Genomic DNA, 19,559 nt, shown 5'->3' with positions numbered 1-19,559 from the left:
TTGATTGTTTACTTCGGATTCGTTACAGAAACAACATCTGTGGTATTTATTTTCGTTTCACCATCAATAACAAGCTGCGCTTGTCCATCTTTGAAAATCACGGATGTTACAATTCCGGACTTGGAAACCGTTTCCGTATCATCGTCTTCTGCTGTTTTGTCCCATTCAACTTGTTTACCAATTAAATCACTATGAGAAACAAAATTTTGCGTTGTTTGCATATCCAAGAACTTCTCTAAATTGGAATTCATGTTTGTCGTTTGTTCTAGCGCAGAAAACTGAGCCATTTGTGCAATAAACTCCTGGTCTTTCATAGGATTCATCGGATCTTGATTTTGCAATTGAGTTAAAAGTAATTTTAAAAACTCATCCTTACCCAAGGTTGAACCAGTATTATTTTGAGCTTTTTGTTTCTCCAAATAATCAGCATGATAATTACTTTCTGTAGCTTGCACATTTACCGGCATCCATTCTGCCTCCTTAAACTTCTGTATTAATCGTTGCTTCCAGGAATTCAGCGAAATCAAGGATATCTTCTTCCTCGGACTCCTCTTTTTCTCGATCAGATTGTTGCTCAGCTGTTTGTTCCTCTTTAGGATTACCTTGAGACAAATCTTTCAGCGTTTGCTGACTTTGTTGCTGAGTTACTTCTATTTTATCCACCTGAATATTTTGCGATTGAAAAGCGTTTTTTAAATGTTGTATCTGACCTTCAATTAAGTCTCGAGCAACCGCTGTTGTAGTCATCATTTTAGCAACTAAAACTCCATTCACTTGCTGAATAGTTATATCCAACCTTCCTAGCGAAGCAGGGTTTAACTTCAGGTTTAATTGTTGGACCCCATTACTTAGTTGTTGAAATGAGCTTTTAGCTAACATACTTTGAAACTGGCGAATAAACTGCTCTTGTTGAGGTCGCTCAGTCTGAGACTCTCCGGTATGAACCATAAATTGCTGTAATCTAGCCATATGGCTGTTAGACGTATCGAACAAAACTGGACTCTGATTATCACGGACTACAGGTTTTGCAGAACTACTTGCTAGCTGATTTTGGTGAGCTAACTCTGCAATACGAGTTGTTAAAGTAGACGGTTGAAAGTCAAGCTTAGCTTGTCCCCTTGATAAATCTGTTTTTGATGTACTAGCCAGTTGATTGAGCTGAGCTAATTCAGCAATGCGTATTGCTAGAGTTGATGTTGGTGCTTGTACTTGTAATGGTGCTGTTTTCACCTGTGCATTTTGAGCTTCAGCAAAAAACTCTTTTAATTGATTGAAGACTTGATGAAGAATTGATGTTTTTTCATTCCCTTGGATTGCCTGTGGAAAGTATGCAGCGACTAGCTGTTGTAAAGCTTGAAATTCATTTCCGCTTTTTAACTCTAATCCTTGTTGTTCTTTTACAGTGAAACTAGTAATGATAGCCAGAAGGATTACTGGATCTCCTGTTGTCTCAAACTCTTCCATAAGCCCTTCAATTGACACATAGCTGTCCATCAACTCTTCTAAATCTTTTTTCCAAGATTCCGGAAGTACATCAAGAAATGCAGCTACTTTCTCACCCATTAGAATATCCTCAGGTATAAAACCTTCGTCTGTTGGAATCTCTTCTAAAAGCTTATATAATACCTTTAGCAACTCTTCTGGGTCTATTTCCATAAGTTGAGCAATAAAGTCTTTCTCTTCTGAAGATTCCAGTGAAAATGCGCTGAGACTAGCTTTATTTGTCTCTTTTCCCTCTTTCATAAGACCCTCTAGTGCATGTATGAATGACTCAGACTTTCCCGCCGATTCTTTTTTAGCTAATGAGAAACCTTCCCCATTACCCGTTTTACCTACGTTTACCATTGATGACATCATCATTGCGTTCAATTTTTCACCCCCTCTCATTGACGTTAATGCCAATCGTTAATTTGACATTTTACTAAGTAAGCCCGCTGCGGCTTCGGCATCCATTTTACTTAAAATCTCAGATCTCGAGTTAACTTGCATGATTCGTAAATATGTAATTGCCTCGTCTTGAGGAATCTCTCCGATAATATCCGCAGCTTTAGATGATGTCATTTCTTCTAGCGTTTTAACGATATCATTTATATCTGTAGTACCGTTCTCTGGTTCTTCCCCTTCAATACCAAGATCTTCCGATTGAATCGTCACTAACTCTTCCTGAAGGCTTGCAATTTCTTCATCTTTCGAGTTGAGTTCAGTCTCTATTCGCGTTATTTCTTGTAAGTAGGTTTCATTATCATTTTCAAGTTGCAATATATATTCTTCGTCCGAAATACCCTCTTCGCTTTCTTCACCTGATTCGCTCGCATCTTCCATTTCCTCCTGCGGTTCTTCAATAAAAGGAAGTACACTTGCCAAACGTTGAAGTTGGTCTCCAAATCCAAAATAAAAAGCAAGAACTACTGCCAATATCAGTGCAAAAACGGCAGGAATTAAGATAACCATGAAGAAAACTAAAAACTTACTTTGACCTGATTCTTTCGGTTTATTTTTACTCATAGTCTCACCTGATTTCATCGTCTGACAAACTGTTGAACTGAAATTTCATCAAGAAACCTCTGTTCCTCTTGTTTTTCATTCTCTAAGTATTCTTGCAACTTAATTTCTTTCATTTTTTCATATTTTTTTAAATCAACAGCTTTAAAATGTAAGTAATTCTCTTTTTCGTTCATTTTTATTCTTGCTTTTTGAGTCATCATTTGCAACTCTTCAATTTCCTTTTGAATAAATTCGATCGTTTGTTCATTCCATTGAATCATAGAAATGGCCAAACCAGTTTGAAGCTTTTTATTGTTTTCTTCTGCAAGGACTTCTTTCCTTTTCATCAATTCATATAAATTTGTCGCAATCTCTTCGAATTTCTTTACGGAATCAGTATAAGCAAGCTCGGCATCCGATTTTTCATAATCCTTCATTTCAAGCACTTTTTGTAGTGTAAATTGAAAACTCATCAATTACCTCCCTTGCTAAACTGCAACGACATCTCATGAATTGTTTCCTGGAAAGTATACTCTTCTTCTAATTCTTGTTTGAGAAATCTCATAATTTCGGGATACTTTACGATAGCTTCATCGATCTCTTTATTTGTTCCTTTTTTATAAGCACCAATCGTAATTAAATCTTCAGAATCAGCGTAAGTAGATAATAAACTGCGCATATAATCTGCAAGCCCTTTATGTTCTTGCGAAGCAATATCATTCATTACTCGACTTATACTCTTTAGTACATTAATTGCAGGAAAATGACCTTTATTCGCAAGTTTGCGATCTAATACCAAGTGCCCATCTAATATCCCTCGCACACTGTCAGCAATTGGTTCATTCATATCATCCCCATCCACAAGTACAGTATAAAAGGCTGTAATTGAGCCGACCTTATTCATGCCACTTCTTTCTAACAGTCTTGGTAAAAGCGCAAATACAGAAGGAGTATACCCTTTAGTAGTAGGTGGTTCTCCTATAGCTAAACCGATCTCCCGCTGAGCCATAGCAACTCTGGTCACCGAATCCATCATCAACGTGACATTCATCCCTTGATCCCGGAAAAATTCTGCAATGGCTGTTGCAGTCATTGCTCCTTTTATCCGCATTAAAGCAGGTTGATCAGAGGTTGCGACTACTACGATCGTGTTTTTTAGCCCCACTTCACCTAAATCTCTTTCAACGAAATCTCTTACCTCTCTACCACGTTCACCAATAAGAGCAATCACATTAAGGTCTGCATCTGAGTTTTTGGCGATCATTGCCATAAGAGTACTTTTTCCTACTCCGCTTCCTGCAAAAATACCTAACCGCTGGCCTTTTCCTACTGAAAACAAACCGTCGATTGCCTTGACACCTAAACTCATCGGCTCACTTATCCTAGGGCGATCCATTGGGTTGGGAGGATGATTGTCGGTAGAAATTGATTGATAGGCTCCTTGAGTGATTTTATCGTCAAATGGACGACCTAGCCCATCAACAACAGAACCGATCATACTCGATCCAACACTAATTTGAAGAGGTTTATGTGTTGTTTCTACTAAACTTCCAGGTGAAATCTCGTCAACACGATCATATGGCATAAGAAGAACTTTCTGATCCCTGAAACCCACTACTTCTACGAAAATACGTCTTGGTTTTTTTTTACCTACAAGAATTGTACACAGATCACCTACTGAAGCTTGTGGACCCTTTGACTCAATCATAAGTCCAACCACTTGAGTAACTTTTCCATACGTTTTAAAGGGAGTAATGCTATCGACATGTGACTGAAGTTGTTTAATACTCACCTGAGTTTCCCTCCCTTAACTTTTCAAACAATGATTTTTTTATTTCCAAGAGTTGACTGTCTAAAGAAACATCCATTTGACCGTAAGGAGTTTCAATGATACATCCATTTTCTTGCAAATATTCATCAGGATAAATAAGTAGTTCTCTCGAGTGAAGAGCTATTTCCTGTAATTCATTTTTATGAAAAAGAGTTAACTCAAACCATTTAGGATGAACGTATAGTTTTACTTCTTCTTGTTCACGTACCTCTAGTACCGCTTTTTTGAGAAGTTCCAGCCATGACTTTTCATTGTCAGCTAATGTTTCGCCTATAACCTTTTTAGCAATTGTAATCGCTAAATCAAGCATAATCGGCTCTGAAGACTCTATCTTTTTTAAATAATCGTCTTTAGCCACTGTCACTGTGTTTTCAGCTTGTTTAATATGTGCAGAATACTCTTTTTTAACTTGTTCAATCGCATCAGAGTAGCCTTGATTATATCCTTCTTCAGCTGCCTGATTTGCTTTAAATTCAGCAGTCTCATCCATCAGAATTTGCTGCTGTTTTTTCTCTTGTAACCAATCTTCTTTTTCTCGTTCAAGGTCGTTTTTTTGCTGTTCTAAACGATTATTTTCTAGTTGGATTAGTTCTTGTTCATTATAGTGAACAGAATCACCTTCAGATTCTATCATTTCTGACGAATTCGTATCAGTTCCGTTATCATAATGGGTAAACGCAGGTGTAATACTTTTTAAATGAATTAATTTTTCATTGGAAACTCTTTGATCGGTAGAGGCAGATTTAATTAATTTAGACAATAATATCATCTCCTCCACCACGTGCGATGACGATCTCTCCTGCTTCTTCCAATCTGCGAATTATCGCAACAATTCTTGATTGTGCTTCCTCAACATCTTTTAAACGGACAGGTCCCATGAATTCCATTTCTTCTTTAAATGTGTCTGACATTCTCTGCGACATGTTATTGAAAACAATCTCTTTCACTTCATCACTTGCTACTTTTAGTGAAAGTTGCAAGTCGTCATTCTCAACGTCACGAATAACTCTTTGTATCGAACGATTATCCAATGTAACAATATCTTCGAATACAAACATACGCTTTTTAATCTCTTCCGCTAATTCAGGGTCCTGAATTTCCAAAGCATCTAAAATTGTTCGTTCTGTACTGCGGTCAACACTATTTAATACTTCTACCACAGACTCAATGCCACCCGCTTTAGTAAAGTCTTGGGTAACAGTCGTAGAAAGCTTTTTTTCCAGAATACTTTCAACTTCACTGATTATTTCTGGTGAAGTGCTATCCATAACGGCAATTCTTTTTGCGACATCCGCTTGCACTTCTTGTGGAAGGGAAGACAAAATTTTGCCTGATTGCTCACTTTCCAAATACGAAAGAATGAGTGCAATCGTTTGTGGATGTTCGTTTTGAATGAAATTAAAAATTTGAGACGGGTCTGCTTTACGAGCAAAATCAAACGGTCTTACTTGCAAAGTAGATGTAAGACGATTGATAATTTCCATTGCTTCAGCCGAACCTAGTGCTTTTTCCAATACATCTCTCGCATATCCTATTCCACCTTGAGTAATATAATCTTGGGCTATTGCTAGATGGTGAAATTGCTCAATGACGTCATCTTTCATATCTTGCTCCACACGTCTCACACCTGCAATTTCTAGTGTGAGTTTTTCAATCTCTTCTTCTGACAAATGTTTATAAACTTGAGCAGAAACATCAGGACCTAAAGAGATTAATAAAATGGCGGCTTTTTCTTTACCGGATAATTCTTTTTTTCTCGCCACTATGATTTCCTCCCTTTAGTCCTCTGATAACCATGTTCGTACCAGCTTTGAAAACTCTTCTGGTTTATCTTTGGCCAATTTTTCTAGTTGCTTACGACGAGCTTTTTCTTCTGAATCAGGTCCACTATCGATTGGAGGTACTTCGTATGGATTGCTATCCTCCATTGTAACTTCCTTTACTTCTTCTTCCGTTTTACGACCTCTAAACAAGAGGAATATTAACAAAAGAACTACAGCAATCAGAGCACCTACGATATAGTACCAAAACGGAATCCCCTCTGCTGGCTCTTCAAATTCGACTTTTCCGAAAAACGGTTGTGACGAAACAAAGATGCGTTCTTCCAATTCTTCTGGTCCCCACTCCGCCGTCAAATCACTATCAACAGATGTTTTCACTATTTGACCTAGTATTTGTTGGATGTCATCAAGGCGTTCTTGTGGAAGTGAATTTGGATCCTCAGGATCAGGAGGTTCTACCATCACTTGAATACCGATGTCCTTTATTTGATATGGGCTTTCCACAATATCTTTTGATATCCGATTAACTTCATTATTTATTCGCTCTTCCAATCGCTCGGAGTCGCCTTGAACAACTCCATTAACTCCCTGGTATGCAGGTATATCTTCCTCACCGGTTCCAGCAACACCACCATCTACTAATTCGCCTCCGGTGTATGTCTCAGTGATTCGCTCAACACTGATAGCCAAACCTTCCATATTCTCTTCATCCACGGGCTCGACTAATTCCTCTTGTCGGTTCTCTTGAGTGAAATCAAGATCCGTTGAAATAGACACGAGTACTTTGTCCTGCCCCATCATTGTACCTAGCATTTGTTGAACTTGTTGTTGAATGTCCCGTTCTATATCTCGTTGTATATTTCGATGTTCTTCATAAACTGAAAGCGCAGAATCCCCACCACTTCCAGGACTATCTTGTAATTCTAAATACCTGGATAATTGGTCCATCATTACAATGTTTTCTACTGGTAAGTCTGGAACACTTCTTGACACTATATGATACAAGGCTCGAATTTGATTTTCATCCATGGAGTGCCCTGCTTCTAATTGTAACAAAACAGAAGCAGTAGCTTGTTCTGGCTCGTCTCCTAGCCATACACTCTCTTCTGGTAAAGTTATCATCACTTGTGATGCCTGAACCCCATCCACATTGTGAATTAGGTCTTCTAAAGAAGTTTGAATAGCCGCTCTCTCAAGAAGTTGAAATTCATTATCCGTTGTTCCAAAACCCATATTATCCCTAAAAGTAGCATAATCAATTCTGCCTGTTTGTGGAACGCCTTCTGCAGCTAAACTAACTTTTAGGTCATCTACTAAAGCCTCTGAAACTGAAATGGATGTCCCGTCGCTACTCACTTCGCTAGCAACACCTTGACTGTCTAATGTTGCTTTTATTTCACCAGTTTCTTGTATTGTTAAATTCGAATAAAGAGGAACATAATTTGTACGTGAACCTAAAATCGAAAATGCTAGAAAAATAACTATGATAAATGCAATTGAGCCAATAAACAATCCTTTTTGTTTCTTTGTCCGAGATTGCCAAAATTCTATTGTTTTATTTTTATAACCAGTCACTGTATCGTTCATGTTGCCTCCCACACTGCCCTAACCATTTAAAAAAGAGAATAAGTCTTTATAGTTAATCTTTTTTAAATTCTTTAGTATAATTTGTTAAGAATCGGTTTAGATATCCGATATGTCTTATAGGACATTTAATAATCTAATCCTTATGTACATTTTTGTCTCTTGTTTGTCCTCATTAACTATAAGAAATAGAATCGACATAACGTAAACAGGGTGATTGTCCCATCACAGAATAAAACAACAGCTAATCATTTTTTTATCCTCTAACGAAAATTATGTTCCTCATAAAATATCACTTATAATAGCATCTTATCTAAAAATTAAAAATAAAGTTTACCACTCACAATTTAGTGGTATTAAGATAAAAGTAGAGATTAGACTTGCATTCTCATGACTTCTTGATACGCTTCTATTGCTTTATTACGAATCTCTGTCGTTGTTTGTAATGTCACTGTAGCTTTTTGGCTTGCAATCATAACATCATGCAAATCAACTTGCTCTCCACGGGCCATTTTTTCCGTCATAACAGTTGAATTGACTTGTGTGTCATTCACATTAGTAATTGCTTCATTCAACCAAGTCTTAAAAGATACTTGTGCTTCATGTGGAGTGCTCATCGTGTTATTGTTTTTTATTTGTGGATTCATTATAGACTTTGTCTGTTGAAGTGGATTAATATCCATCATTTTACATCCCTCCTAGTAATTAATGAGATCTGGAAAAGTTGATTACTATCTTCCTATTTCCAACGCTTTTAACATCATATTCTTATGAGCATCCAGCGTCGTTACATTGGCTTCATAAGATCTTTGGGCACCCATTAAATCAATCATTTCTTTCAACGGATCAACATTAGGAAGTTCTACAAAACCCTCTTCATTTGCATCTGGATGATCAGGTTGAAAGACTTGTCTGAAAGGAGTCTGATCTTCAATTATATTTTTGACTTTAACACCTTGCCCAACATCCTTACTCATACCCAAGGCTTGATTAAAATGTGATCGGAATCCTGACTCCTGATTTGCCTGCATCGTTACCATTTTTCTTCTGTAAGGTTCCCATTCTCCATCTACTAATCGGCCTCTCGTAGATTCTGCATTGGCCATATTACTAGATACAACGTCCATTCTTAGACGTTGTGATGTTAAAGCAGAGGCAGAAATATTCATTCCGTGAAACATTGACATTTTAATTACCTCCCATGTCCAATAACTGTCTGTATACTGCTGAATCTTCCATTCATACGATCTACCAGAACATTATAATAAATTTGATTCTTAGCTAGTTCACTCATTTCTTGATCAATATCAACATTGTTCCCATTATGGTTATATGTAGTATTCGTTCTTTCTACAACTTTGGCGGCATCATTATTAACAGTACCCCCAAAATGGTTGTGACGCTCATCTGTCCGGTGTGCTGATAATTGTTGATTACTCATGGCTTCGTTTAATTGGTGAGAAAAAACAGTTTTTTTAGCTTTATAATTTGGTGTATCTACATTTGCAATATTTTGTGATATTGTATTTTGCCTAGTCATTGAAGAAGACAAAGCAGTTTCTAACAATTGAGTAGTAGGATTATTAATTGCGTTCATTGTGCTTTCTTCCTTTCGTCTAGATAACATGTCTTGTTAAAATAGAACTACTATCTAGATGTATTCTATAGAATAAACGGGTCATTGTCTAACAGTTATGGAAAATATAACATTTTCATAAAAAAGTACTAGATTACATTAGGGTTATAGTCACGGTTCGTCACAAATTAACAATTGAAGTCACAATATGACAAAGTTCAACTTTTTACCCCCCTCTATTTTAAACTTTAACATATTTTTTACCATTTTATATATAAAATATCAGTTTATTTTTTGGATACAAAAAAAGAAGGCTAAAGTACTAACAGCCTTCTTTAATATATCTATCTTTTCTTGTTTGAGTTAATTTTTATGTTTTTCTAACTCCGTGAGGAACTTATCATTTAATACTTTAATGTATGTCCCTTTCATACCTAGTGATCGTGATTCAATAACACCAGCACTTTCCAATTTTCGCAGCGCATTTACGATAACTGATCTGGTAATTCCTACCCGGTCTGCTATTTTACTTGCAACAAGCAGCCCTTCCGTACCATCCAACTCCTCGAAGATGTGGTCTACAGCTTCAAGTTCACTGTAAGATAACGAACTTATTGCCATTTGCACAACAGCTTTACTACGTGCCTCTTGCTCAATTTCCTCTGTTTTTTCATGCAGAATCTCCATCCCTACAACTGTAGAACCGTATTCCGCCAGTAACAAATCGTCATCATCAAAGCTCTTATCCAAGCGCGCTAGTATTAGCGTTCCTAAACGTTGACCACCACCTTGAATGGGAACAATTGTTGTTAAACCTTTAGCAAACAGATCTTTATTCTCTACAGGAAATGCAGTAAATTGACTTTCCACATCAAGATTGGAAGAAGTCTCTTCAATCTTAAATAACCCTGAGGTATAATCTTCTGGAAACTGTCGTTCCTCTAACATTTGCTTCATTCGGGAATTTTCTATCTCTTGTTTTATCGAAAATCCGAGCAATTTTCCTCTGCGACTTACAATAAAAATATTAGATTCAATGACATCTCTTAATGTCTCAGCCATATCTTTAAAGTTAACAGATTGCCCTCCACTTTTTTGCAGTAAATCATTAATTGTTCTAGTTTTTGATAATAAATCCATTGTGTGCCTCCTGTTATAATATAAATTGACTTAGATCACGGTTTTTAACTACGTCTTGAAGTTTTTCTTCTACATAGTTAGGCGTAATTAAAATTTCTTCCATGGATATTTCTGACGCTTCGAATGATAAGTCTTCCAGTAATTTCTCTAAAATTGTATGAAGTCTTCTTGCTCCAATGTTTTCAGTTTCATCATTAACTTCAGTTGCTATTTCCGCAATTTTACGAATAGCATCGTCAGAAAATTTCAATTTTATTCCTTCCACCAGCAAAAGTGCTTGATATTGCTTCACTAATGCAAAATCAGGCTCTACTAATATCCGAACAAAATCTTCTACATTTAAGCTGTTTAGCTCTACCCTTATTGGAAACCTTCCTTGTAATTCAGGAATTAGGTCCGATGGTTTTGCAAAGTGAAAAGCGCCGGCAGCTATAAACAGCATATGATCCGTTTTTACAGAACCATATTTTGTCACTACTGTTGATCCCTCTACTATCGGAAGAATATCACGTTGTACACCTTCTCTTGAGACATCCGCTGACTGCTGTTTGCCTTTCCCAGCGACTTTATCAATTTCATCAATAAAAATGATTCCCAATTGTTCGGCTTTTGAAACTGCCTCTTGATGAACCTCATCCATATCGATGAGCTTTTGCGCCTCATCCTCTGTTAACACTTTTCTAGCTTCTTTTACTGGGAGTTTTCTTTTCTTTTTCTTTTTAGGCATCATATTTCCAAGCATATCCTGCATATTCATACCCATTTGTTCCATACCAGCACCTTGAAACATATCAGAAAAACTTTGTTGTTGCTCATCAACTTCAATACTAATTTCTTCATTTTCAAGTTGACCATCAGCTAATTTTTTTGATATTTTTTGTCTGCGGTCTCTAATCGAACTATCTTCTTGAGATTCACCTGTTTCCGTTTCCTCGCCTGCGTCCTGCTGATTACCTTGAAAAAGCATTTCAAAAGGGTTTCGATAACTCGTTTCTTTCTTCTGTGAAGGTACCAATAATTCTACTAATCGGTGATTGGCATTTTTTTCTGCTTGCTCTTTCACTTTCGATATTCTTTCATGCTTTACAATTCTAATAGAAGTTTCTACTAAGTCACGAACCATTGATTCGACATCTCTTCCTACGTAGCCTACTTCCGTAAATTTAGTTGCTTCTACTTTTACAAACGGAGCACCAACTAATTTAGCTAATCTTCTTGCAATTTCAGTTTTACCTACACCTGTAGGGCCTATCATTAAAATATTTTTGGGAGTTATTTCATCTCTTATTGCCTCATCAAGCTGACTGCGTCTATATCTGTTCCTTAAGGCAACTGCTACAGATTTTTTCGCTTTATTCTGTCCTACTATGGATTGGTCAAGTTTTTCTACAATTTGTTTAGGTGTCAAATCACTACTCATGTCTTTTTCCCTCACTTTTAAAGAACATTTTAGTTTTTTTCTTTGCTAGATAATTCCTCGACAATAATCTGATGATTTGTGTAGACACAAATATCCGCTGCAGTTTTCAGACTAGCATAGGCGATTTCTTTAGCCGTTAAATTAGGGGCATGTTCTTTCAACGCTCTCCCAGCAGAAAGCGCATAATTACCACCCGATCCAATGGCTAATATTCCGTCATCCGGCTCGATAACTTCACCAGTACCTGCAATTAAATACAGGTTCGTATGATCCATTACAAGAAGCATGGCCTCTAGCTTTCTGAGGACGCGATCACTACGCCATTCCTTCGCAAGCTCAACTGCAGCCCTTTGAAGATTACCATTAAACTCTTCAAGTTTTGTTTCAAATTTTTCATAAAGTGTAAATGCATCGGCAACTGATCCTGCAAAACCTGCTATTACCTGCCCACGATAAAGTCTTCGAACCTTTTTAGCTGAATGCTTCATGACTACAGCATTGCCAAATGTGACCTGGCCATCTCCTGCAATCGCAGACTGTCCATTATGTTGAATAGCAAAAATTGTTGTCCCTTTGATCTCTTCCATAGTATCTGTTTCCCTCCTAACCTGTCTTAAGCCCTTGGGTGTGAGGCACGATAAACCTCTCTAAGTCGATCCTTTGTAACATGGGTATAAATTTGAGTAGACGATAATTGACTGTGACCTAGCAATTCTTGGACAGTTCTCAAATCAGCCCCTTCATTTAACATGTGAGTAGCAAATGTATGACGAAGGACGTGTGGACTGATTCTAGAGGATATAGAAGCATCTTTAACAAGGTTATTTAATACTTTTCGAATACTTCTATCACCTAATCTTTTTCCTCGATAACTAAGAAACAAGGCTTTTTCATCTTGTGCATCGTTATGTAATATCATCGGTCGACTTTTCGATAAATAAACATCAAGCGCATCAGCCGCAAAACTGCCGACCGGAACATAGCGCTCTTTTCTGCCTTTACCTCTAACAAGTAATGTTCCAATAGTTCTGTCAAAGTCTTGTAGGTTCAAGCCAACACATTCACTTACCCGCATTCCCGTACCATACAAAAGTTCTACTAGTGCCAAATTTCTTTTGCCTAGTGGATTCTCGACATTTATAACATCAAAAATTGCTTGCATTTCATCCTCATAGAAAAAAGTAGGTAGGCGCTTCTCAAGTCTCGGAGTCGTAACCATTTGAAACGGATTCTTTATTACTAATTCTTCCCTAACCAAGAAGGTCCAAAACGAACGTAAACAAGAAATTTTCCTAGCTACTGTTTTCCTTGCATAATTCTTATGATGTAATTCCGTTAAATACACGCGAATATCTCCATGGGAAACAGCAGCGATTGATTTAATCAAATGCTGCTCAATAAAATGAAAAAAGTCATTAATATCCAACGTATAGTTTTCAATCGTGTGAGGGGAAGCACCTTTTTCAATTTGTAAATACTCAATAAAGCGCAGTAACCAATCTCTATTCATTGACTTCACCTATTTTATTCAACATTAAGAGCTACTAAATCTTACCACAGATTAGTAGCCCTTTCAAATATTTGCACTCTTTTTTCGCAAAATTCTGAATTGTTGCTGTTGATCACCCAGAATACGTTTTCTCTTCTTTTCACATTTGGTTTGCTCTTCGAAAAGTGGCCACAGTATTGATTGCTAAAATTTTTATGGATATACGGTGGCAATGAACTCTTTCATTGCTACGCCCATTGCATCCTTTGGAATACACAATGAGCGTTTTTCTCAGCATAGTATGGCTCCAATCTTCAGCAAGCCTGACAGCACTTATGCAGTTAATTACTTTCTTCCTTATAATCACATTGTGAACACTGAACATGAACACCTTTTTTAGATTTTTTCTCTACTAACATACTTTCACACTTAGGACATGGTCTCGCAATTGGTTTATCCCAAGAAATAAAATCACATTCCGGATATCTGTCACATCCATAAAAAATACGTCTTTTTTTACTTCGTCTTTCAACAATATTGCCTTCTGAACATGTAGGACATTTCACTCCAATATCTTTCACTATCGCTTTTGTATTTCTGCAATTTGGAAAGTTTGAACAAGCCATAAATTTCCCATATCTACCCATTTTAAATACCATTTCATTCTCGCATTTTTCGCAATCTTCACCAGCTGGTTCATCCTTTATTTCTACTTCTTTCATCTCTTCTTCTGCGTACCTGAGACGTTTTTCAAAACCTTGGTAAAATTGATCGATGATGTTTACCCAATCTTTTTCTCCTTCTTCAATAGAATCTAAATTAGATTCCATCTCAGCAGTAAATTCAACGTTTAGAATCTCAGGAAAGAATTCGTTAATGAGTTCTAATACGATATCACCAAGTTCAGTGGGAATAAAACGTTTATCCTCCAATGAAACATAACCTCTGCGTTGGATTGTATCTAGTGTTGGTGCAAAAGTCGATGGTCTGCCTATTCCTAGTTCTTCTAAAGTTCGAACTAACCTTGCCTCTGTATATCTTGGAGGTGGTTGAGTAAAATGCTGATTAGGGTCAATACTTTCAGAAGTTGCCTTTTCTCCTTCTGTCATGTCTGGCAGAAGACGGTCTTCTTCTTTTTTCCCTTCATCATTTCCTTCTATATATACTTTCATAAAACCTGCAAACTTTAATTTAGATCCAGTTGCACGGAACATTATACCGTTGTTCGTTAAATCAACTGACATCGTATCCATCACTGCAGGTGACATTTGTGAGGCTACCATACGTTCCCAAATTAGCTTATATAGTTTGTGCTGATCACGACTTAAATAAGATTTAATTTGTTTTGGATCAAGCATGACAGAAGTAGGTCTAACAGCCTCGTGCGCATCTTGACTATTTTTACTCGCCTGCGTCTTTTTTGTTTCTCCTTTATTATGATATTCTTCACCATAATTTGTTTCAATGTAGTCTTTAGCTTCTTGCTTGGCAGTCTCAGATAGCCGTGTGGAATCTGTTCTCATATACGTAATAAGACCAATAGTTCCTGATTTACCGATATCGATTCCTTCATAAAGTTGTTGAGCAATCATCATCGTCTTTTTCGCTCGGTAATTTAATTTTCTCGCCGCTTCCTGTTGAAGCGAAGAAGTTGTAAAAGGAACGACAGGATTTCTCTTACGTTCTCGTTTTTTCACTTGATCAATATGAAATTCCGTTCCTTCGATTCGCGTCAATACTTCTTTAACTTCTTCTTCAGAGGATAGCTCTGTTTTCTTTCCATCAACTGCCATGAATTTTGCTTCAAATTCCTGGCCTTCTTTTTTCATGGAAGCTGTGATTGACCAATATTCCTCTGGATTAAAAGCTTTTATTTCATTTTCGCGATCAATAATCATCTTTACTGCAACAGATTGAACTCTTCCCGCACTTAATCCTTTTTTCACTTTCTTCCAAAGTAAAGGACTAATATTATAACCTACTAACCTGTCTAAAACTCGACGGGCCTGTTGCGCATCAACTAAGTTCGTATTGATCGTTCTCGGATGTTTAAATGAATCCTTGATCGCTTGCTTCGTAATTTCATTGAACACCACTCGGCATTCAGAAGTTTTATCAATATTTAAGCTCTCTGCTAAATGCCACGCGATTGCTTCCCCTTCTCTATCAGGGTCAGCTGCTAGATAAATGCGTTTAGCTTTTTTAGCTGCTTGTTTTAATTCTTTTAATATCGGGCCTTTCCCGCGAATAGTAATATATTTAGGTGTATAATTTTCTTCCACATCAACGCCCATTTGACTTTTTGGTAAGTCGATTACATGTCCCATAGATGCTTTCACAGAATATTTCTTCCCTAAATACTTCCCTATAGTTTTAGCTTTTGCGGGAGATTCCACGATTACTAGGTAATCGGCCATACATTAGTTCCTCCCCTTTAGAGGTATATTAAATCTTCCCCATTATTAAACACTCTTTTATCATTTGTCAAATTCCAAAAGAATAAAGTTATAATAAAACAGCATGAATAGTCAAAAAAATCGTGTTATTCATGTCATTTTTTAATTTATTTGAATTTATTAGCTTTCTACAGAATAACATAGGAATAAGCAAAATGTATAAAATATCTAATAAAGCTCTAAAAACAGCTGGTATAATATTCGGGTTTGTTTATGAAAACGCAAGCCTTTGACCGCTAATTAGGTGTAGGGAAACGAGTTTAACAAAACTCAGTATTACATATAAAAGGGAGGTTTTATAGAAGTTATAACGAATATTCATCGAGGATATCACTTGCATGTAGAATCATTTTGGCTCCTTCTTGGATAAGTCTATTAGTACCTTTGGAATGCATGTCTATTATTCTTCCTGGCAATGCAAAGACATCCCTGTTTTGAGATAGTGCAGAATCACTTGTGATTAATGAACCACTTTTTTCTTTAGCTTCAATTACAAAGGTAGCTTGGGATAAACCACTGATGATGCGGTTTCTTTCAGGAAATTGCCATCGATTAGGTGGAACATAAGGTGGATATTCCGTTATAACCAATTGATTCTTTTCTAAGTTCTCCTTGAATATAGAAAGATTCTTAGGATACGTATAGTCCAAACCGTAACCTAGTACTGCTATAGTATTACCATTAGCTTTTAAACATAGCTCATGAGCCAAAGAATCAATTCCTATTGCCATGCCACTCACAATTGGCAGTCCTGTCCGTACAACGTCTACCAGTATCGTGTTTAACGAATCTTTGGCATAGTCTGATGGATGTCTCGTACCTACAACACTTAATTTGTTGGGATAACTTAACAAATGAAGATTCCCACGATAATAAAGGAGCCAAGGGGGGTCGTAAATAGTGGATAATAATGAGGGATAACACGGGTGATTAATAGAAATATAACCAATGTTCTTTTTTGCAAGCTCGTACTTTAAAAAAGAAATATCTATTTTTTTTAATGTATCAAAAATCTCTGACGCTCTTTTTGATGATTTAGGAAAAAATTTAAGGAAATATTGTTTATCCGTATGATAAATCCATTCCAATGTTGGATCAACTTGCATACAAGTTTGGAGGAATTTAAAGCTTCCTGACGAAGAATAATGGAGATGAAGCAAACGCTCATCCAAAGTAGTGGGGAGATTCATGGGAGAATCCTTTCTCTAATGAAGTTTCGGAGAATTTTTATAAAGGTTGTGCCAAACGTCGTTTTGTTACGTTTGGCACAACCTTTTTCTTACTATCTTATTTGTGAGTTAAACATTTTTCATATAAATTAGCTTCTTTCAATGCCGCAATAAGCGTCTCACCCATTACAGCAGGTGTTTCCGCTACTTTAACACCTGCAGCAGTTAATGCTTTCATTTTCTCATCAGCAGTACCTTTACCGCCTGAGATAATTGCACCAGCATGACCCATTCGCTTACCTGGAGGTGCTGTTTGACCACCAATAAAGCCTACAACTGGTTTTGTCATATTAGCTTTAATCCACTCAGCAGCTTCTTCCTCTGCTGACCCGCCAATCTCACCAATCATGATCACGGCTTCCGTATCTGGATCTTCATTAAATAAATTTAATACATCAATGAAGTCTGTACCATTGACCGGGTCTCCCCCAATTCCTACTGCAGTTGATTGACCAATACCTTCAGTAGAAAGCTGGTGAACAGCTTCGTAAGTTAAGGTACCTGAACGGGAAACAACCCCCACATGTCCTTTTTTATGAATGTATCCTGGCATAATACCAATTTTACATTCATCAGGAGTAATCACGCCAGGACAATTCGGACCGATTAAGCGTGTTTTTTTGCCTTCAAGATAACGTTTTACTTTTATCATATCAATAACAGGAATACCTTCAGTAATCGTAATGACAACATCTACACCTGCATCTGTCGCTTCCATAATTGCGTCAGCCGCAAATGCTGGTGGAACGTAAATTACGGAAGCATTTGCACCAGTTTTTGCAACAGCTTCACTTACTGTATCAAATACTGGAATGCCTTCTACTTCTGTTCCACCTTTTCCTGGTGTCACGCCTCCGACAACTTGTGTACCATATTCCACAGCTTGTTTAGTGTGAAAAAGACCAGTAGCACCGGTAATTCCTTGAACAATGACTTTAGTATCTTTATTGATCAAGATGCTCATATATATCCCCGCCTTCCTTACGCTTTAACTAATGAAACTATTTTTTCTGCACCATCAGCCATAGAGTCTGCCGCAGTAATATTTAATCCAGATTCTTTAAGAATCTTTTTCCCAAGCTCCACATTGGTTCCTTCAAGACGAACCACTAATGGAATTTCTAAACCAACTTGCTTTGTAGCAGCTACAACACCATCAGCAATGATGTCACACTTCATGATGCCGCCAAAAATGTTTACATAAATACCTTTTACATTTTTATCCGACAAGATAATTTTAAAGGCTTCTGTAACCTTTTCTTTTGTTGCACCGCCCCCAACATCTAAGAAGTTAGCAGGGTCACCAGAATAGTGCTTGATAATGTCCATTGTAGACATAGCTAATCCAGCTCCATTAACCATACAACCGATATTTCCATCTAAAGAAATATAACTGAGATCAAATTTTGAAGCTTCAATTTCCTTCTCGTCCTCTTCATCTAAATCACGATACTCAATGATGTCTTTTTGACGGTATAGTGCATTGGAATCGAAATTAAATTTCGCATCTAATGCCATAACTTTTCCGTCTCCAGTTGTCACTAGTGGGTTAATTTCAGCAATTGAGCAATCTTTTTCTGAAAATACCTTGTAGAGACCCATCATAAATTTCACAGCTTCACGAACAAGCTCTTTTGGAATGTTAATATTAAAAGCTAGTCGTCTTGCTTGGTAAGGCATCAGTCCAGTTACAGGATCAACGACCTCTTTGAAAATCTTTTCCGGTGTAGCTTCTGCTACCTCTTCAATTTCTGTTCCGCCCTCTTCTGATGCCATCATGACAATTCGTGAAGTAGCACGGTCAACAACTAATCCAACGTAATATTCATTTTGGATATCGCATCCTTCTTCAATTAGCAAGCGCTTTACTAATTTACCTTCAGGGCCCGTTTGATGTGTGACAAGCGTTTTACCTAGAATCTCGTCAGCATATGTACGAACTTCATCTAAGTTCTTCGCAACTTTGACACCGCCGGCTTTTCCTCGTCCACCTGCATGGATTTGGGCCTTAACAACGTTTACAGCGCCCCCTAAAGATTTTGCTGCTTCTACAGCCTCTTCAACAGAGTATGCAACTTGTCCATTAGGTACTGCAACGCCATAATTTCTTAACAGTTCTTTTCCTTGATACTCATGGATATTCATTTCCATCCTCCTTACTGATTCAAATAATGATGAATCTACACAACCATTATAATAACATTGCTGTGTTGTTGACAAATCCAACAAATCCTTTATTAGAAACAATTATCTAATTGAAGGAACCAAGAAAAGACAAAGTGAAGCTTTGTTATCTTTTCACACAATAACCATTTTACTATACTTTCCGACAATTATGTGAATAAAAAGCTTAAAAATTTTAATAAATCTACATTTTCATTTTTGAATAGGGAAAGTGGAATTTTTAGTTTGTTCAAATTCGTGTTTTCATGCCAAATGAATAGATTTACATTGGAATTGATCGCTTTTCTCCTTGGTTTGATCGTGTTCCTCTCAAATGAATGCGTTCCCTCCTGAATTGATTGCGTTTTTCTCTCAATTGATCGCATCTTTCCTTCAATTGAACGCA

At 37.0% G+C, this 19,559-nt stretch carries 19 protein-coding genes; all 19 read right to left on the bottom strand.

What is annotated here, in order from left to right:
• Nucleotides 1-8: 8 nt before the first annotated feature.
• The 19 genes from flgD to sucC all read right to left on the bottom strand — a co-directional run bounded on the left by flgD (nt 9) and on the right by sucC (nt 19,135).
• On the bottom strand, nt 9-467 hold the full coding sequence (gene flgD, locus ACHABW_RS00635) for a flagellar hook assembly protein FlgD (protein ID WP_110936363.1): 459 nt from the start codon (nt 465-467) through the stop codon (nt 9-11).
• A 13-nt stretch (nt 468-480) separates the two neighbouring features.
• Nucleotides 481-1,860, bottom strand: coding sequence for a flagellar hook-length control protein FliK (locus ACHABW_RS00630; RefSeq protein WP_435753783.1), 1,380 nt, complete (start codon nt 1,858-1,860; stop codon nt 481-483).
• A gap of 45 nt (nt 1,861-1,905) precedes the next feature.
• Nucleotides 1,906-2,505: a magnesium transporter MgtE N-terminal domain-containing protein gene (locus ACHABW_RS00625; RefSeq protein ID WP_435753609.1), complete on the bottom strand. Its 600-nt coding sequence runs from the start codon at nt 2,503-2,505 to the stop codon at nt 1,906-1,908.
• 14 nt (nt 2,506-2,519) lie between these two features.
• Nucleotides 2,520-2,957 (bottom strand): flagellar export protein FliJ, encoded by a 438-nt coding sequence (fliJ, locus tag ACHABW_RS00620; protein ID WP_435753608.1) that lies wholly within the window; start codon nt 2,955-2,957, stop codon nt 2,520-2,522.
• On the bottom strand, nt 2,957-4,276 hold the full coding sequence (fliI, locus tag ACHABW_RS00615) for a flagellar protein export ATPase FliI (protein ID WP_435753607.1): 1,320 nt from the start codon (nt 4,274-4,276) through the stop codon (nt 2,957-2,959). The genes fliJ and fliI overlap by 1 nt, the downstream gene beginning before the upstream one ends.
• On the bottom strand, nt 4,266-5,075 hold the full coding sequence (gene fliH, locus ACHABW_RS00610; protein WP_435753606.1) for a flagellar assembly protein FliH: 810 nt from the start codon (nt 5,073-5,075) through the stop codon (nt 4,266-4,268). The genes fliI and fliH overlap by 11 nt, the downstream gene beginning before the upstream one ends.
• Nucleotides 5,068-6,078, bottom strand: coding sequence for a flagellar motor switch protein FliG (gene fliG / locus ACHABW_RS00605; protein ID WP_435753605.1), 1,011 nt, complete (start codon nt 6,076-6,078; stop codon nt 5,068-5,070). Before fliG ends, fliH begins: the two co-directional genes overlap by 8 nt.
• A 15-nt stretch (nt 6,079-6,093) precedes the next feature.
• Nucleotides 6,094-7,683 (bottom strand): flagellar basal-body MS-ring/collar protein FliF, encoded by a 1,590-nt coding sequence (fliF, locus tag ACHABW_RS00600; RefSeq protein WP_435753604.1) that lies wholly within the window; start codon nt 7,681-7,683, stop codon nt 6,094-6,096.
• Between the two features lie 371 nt (nt 7,684-8,054).
• Entirely contained in the window at nt 8,055-8,366 is a 312-nt protein-coding gene (fliE, locus tag ACHABW_RS00595; protein ID WP_223292283.1) for a flagellar hook-basal body complex protein FliE, read from the bottom strand.
• A gap of 45 nt (nt 8,367-8,411) precedes the next feature.
• The gene (flgC, locus tag ACHABW_RS00590) at nt 8,412-8,867 is read right to left on the bottom strand and encodes a flagellar basal body rod protein FlgC (protein WP_110936371.1); all 456 of its coding nucleotides are present in this window, start codon (nt 8,865-8,867) and stop codon (nt 8,412-8,414) included.
• Between the two features lie 5 nt (nt 8,868-8,872).
• Nucleotides 8,873-9,277, bottom strand: a complete 405-nt coding sequence (flgB, locus tag ACHABW_RS00585) for a flagellar basal body rod protein FlgB (RefSeq protein ID WP_110936372.1) — start codon at nt 9,275-9,277, stop codon at nt 8,873-8,875.
• 342 nt (nt 9,278-9,619) lie between these two features.
• The gene (codY, locus tag ACHABW_RS00580; protein ID WP_435753603.1) at nt 9,620-10,396 is read right to left on the bottom strand and encodes a GTP-sensing pleiotropic transcriptional regulator CodY; all 777 of its coding nucleotides are present in this window, start codon (nt 10,394-10,396) and stop codon (nt 9,620-9,622) included.
• Nucleotides 10,397-10,409: 13 nt separating this feature from the next.
• A complete protein-coding gene (hslU, locus tag ACHABW_RS00575; protein ID WP_435753602.1) occupies nt 10,410-11,816 on the bottom strand; it encodes an ATP-dependent protease ATPase subunit HslU in 1,407 nt (468 codons plus the stop codon).
• A gap of 29 nt (nt 11,817-11,845) precedes the next feature.
• Nucleotides 11,846-12,403 (bottom strand): ATP-dependent protease subunit HslV, encoded by a 558-nt coding sequence (gene hslV, locus ACHABW_RS00570; protein WP_110936374.1) that lies wholly within the window; start codon nt 12,401-12,403, stop codon nt 11,846-11,848.
• A gap of 26 nt (nt 12,404-12,429) precedes the next feature.
• Entirely contained in the window at nt 12,430-13,326 is an 897-nt protein-coding gene (gene xerC, locus ACHABW_RS00565) for a tyrosine recombinase XerC (RefSeq protein ID WP_435753601.1), read from the bottom strand.
• A gap of 320 nt (nt 13,327-13,646) precedes the next feature.
• On the bottom strand, nt 13,647-15,722 hold the full coding sequence (gene topA, locus ACHABW_RS00560) for a type I DNA topoisomerase (protein WP_435753600.1): 2,076 nt from the start codon (nt 15,720-15,722) through the stop codon (nt 13,647-13,649).
• Nucleotides 15,723-16,066: 344 nt separating this feature from the next.
• A complete protein-coding gene (gene dprA / locus ACHABW_RS00555; RefSeq protein ID WP_435753599.1) occupies nt 16,067-16,951 on the bottom strand; it encodes a DNA-processing protein DprA in 885 nt (294 codons plus the stop codon).
• A gap of 97 nt (nt 16,952-17,048) precedes the next feature.
• Nucleotides 17,049-17,954 (bottom strand): succinate--CoA ligase subunit alpha, encoded by a 906-nt coding sequence (sucD, locus tag ACHABW_RS00550; protein WP_110936378.1) that lies wholly within the window; start codon nt 17,952-17,954, stop codon nt 17,049-17,051.
• A gap of 17 nt (nt 17,955-17,971) precedes the next feature.
• A complete protein-coding gene (sucC, locus tag ACHABW_RS00545) occupies nt 17,972-19,135 on the bottom strand; it encodes an ADP-forming succinate--CoA ligase subunit beta (RefSeq protein ID WP_110936379.1) in 1,164 nt (387 codons plus the stop codon).
• Nucleotides 19,136-19,559 lie beyond the last annotated feature (424 nt).

The organism is Salipaludibacillus sp. CF4.18, assembly GCF_051262595.1.
GTDB classification, from domain to species: domain Bacteria; phylum Bacillota; class Bacilli; order Bacillales; family Salisediminibacteriaceae; genus Salipaludibacillus; species Salipaludibacillus neizhouensis.
This window is presented reverse-complemented; position numbering and strand designations above follow the sequence as displayed.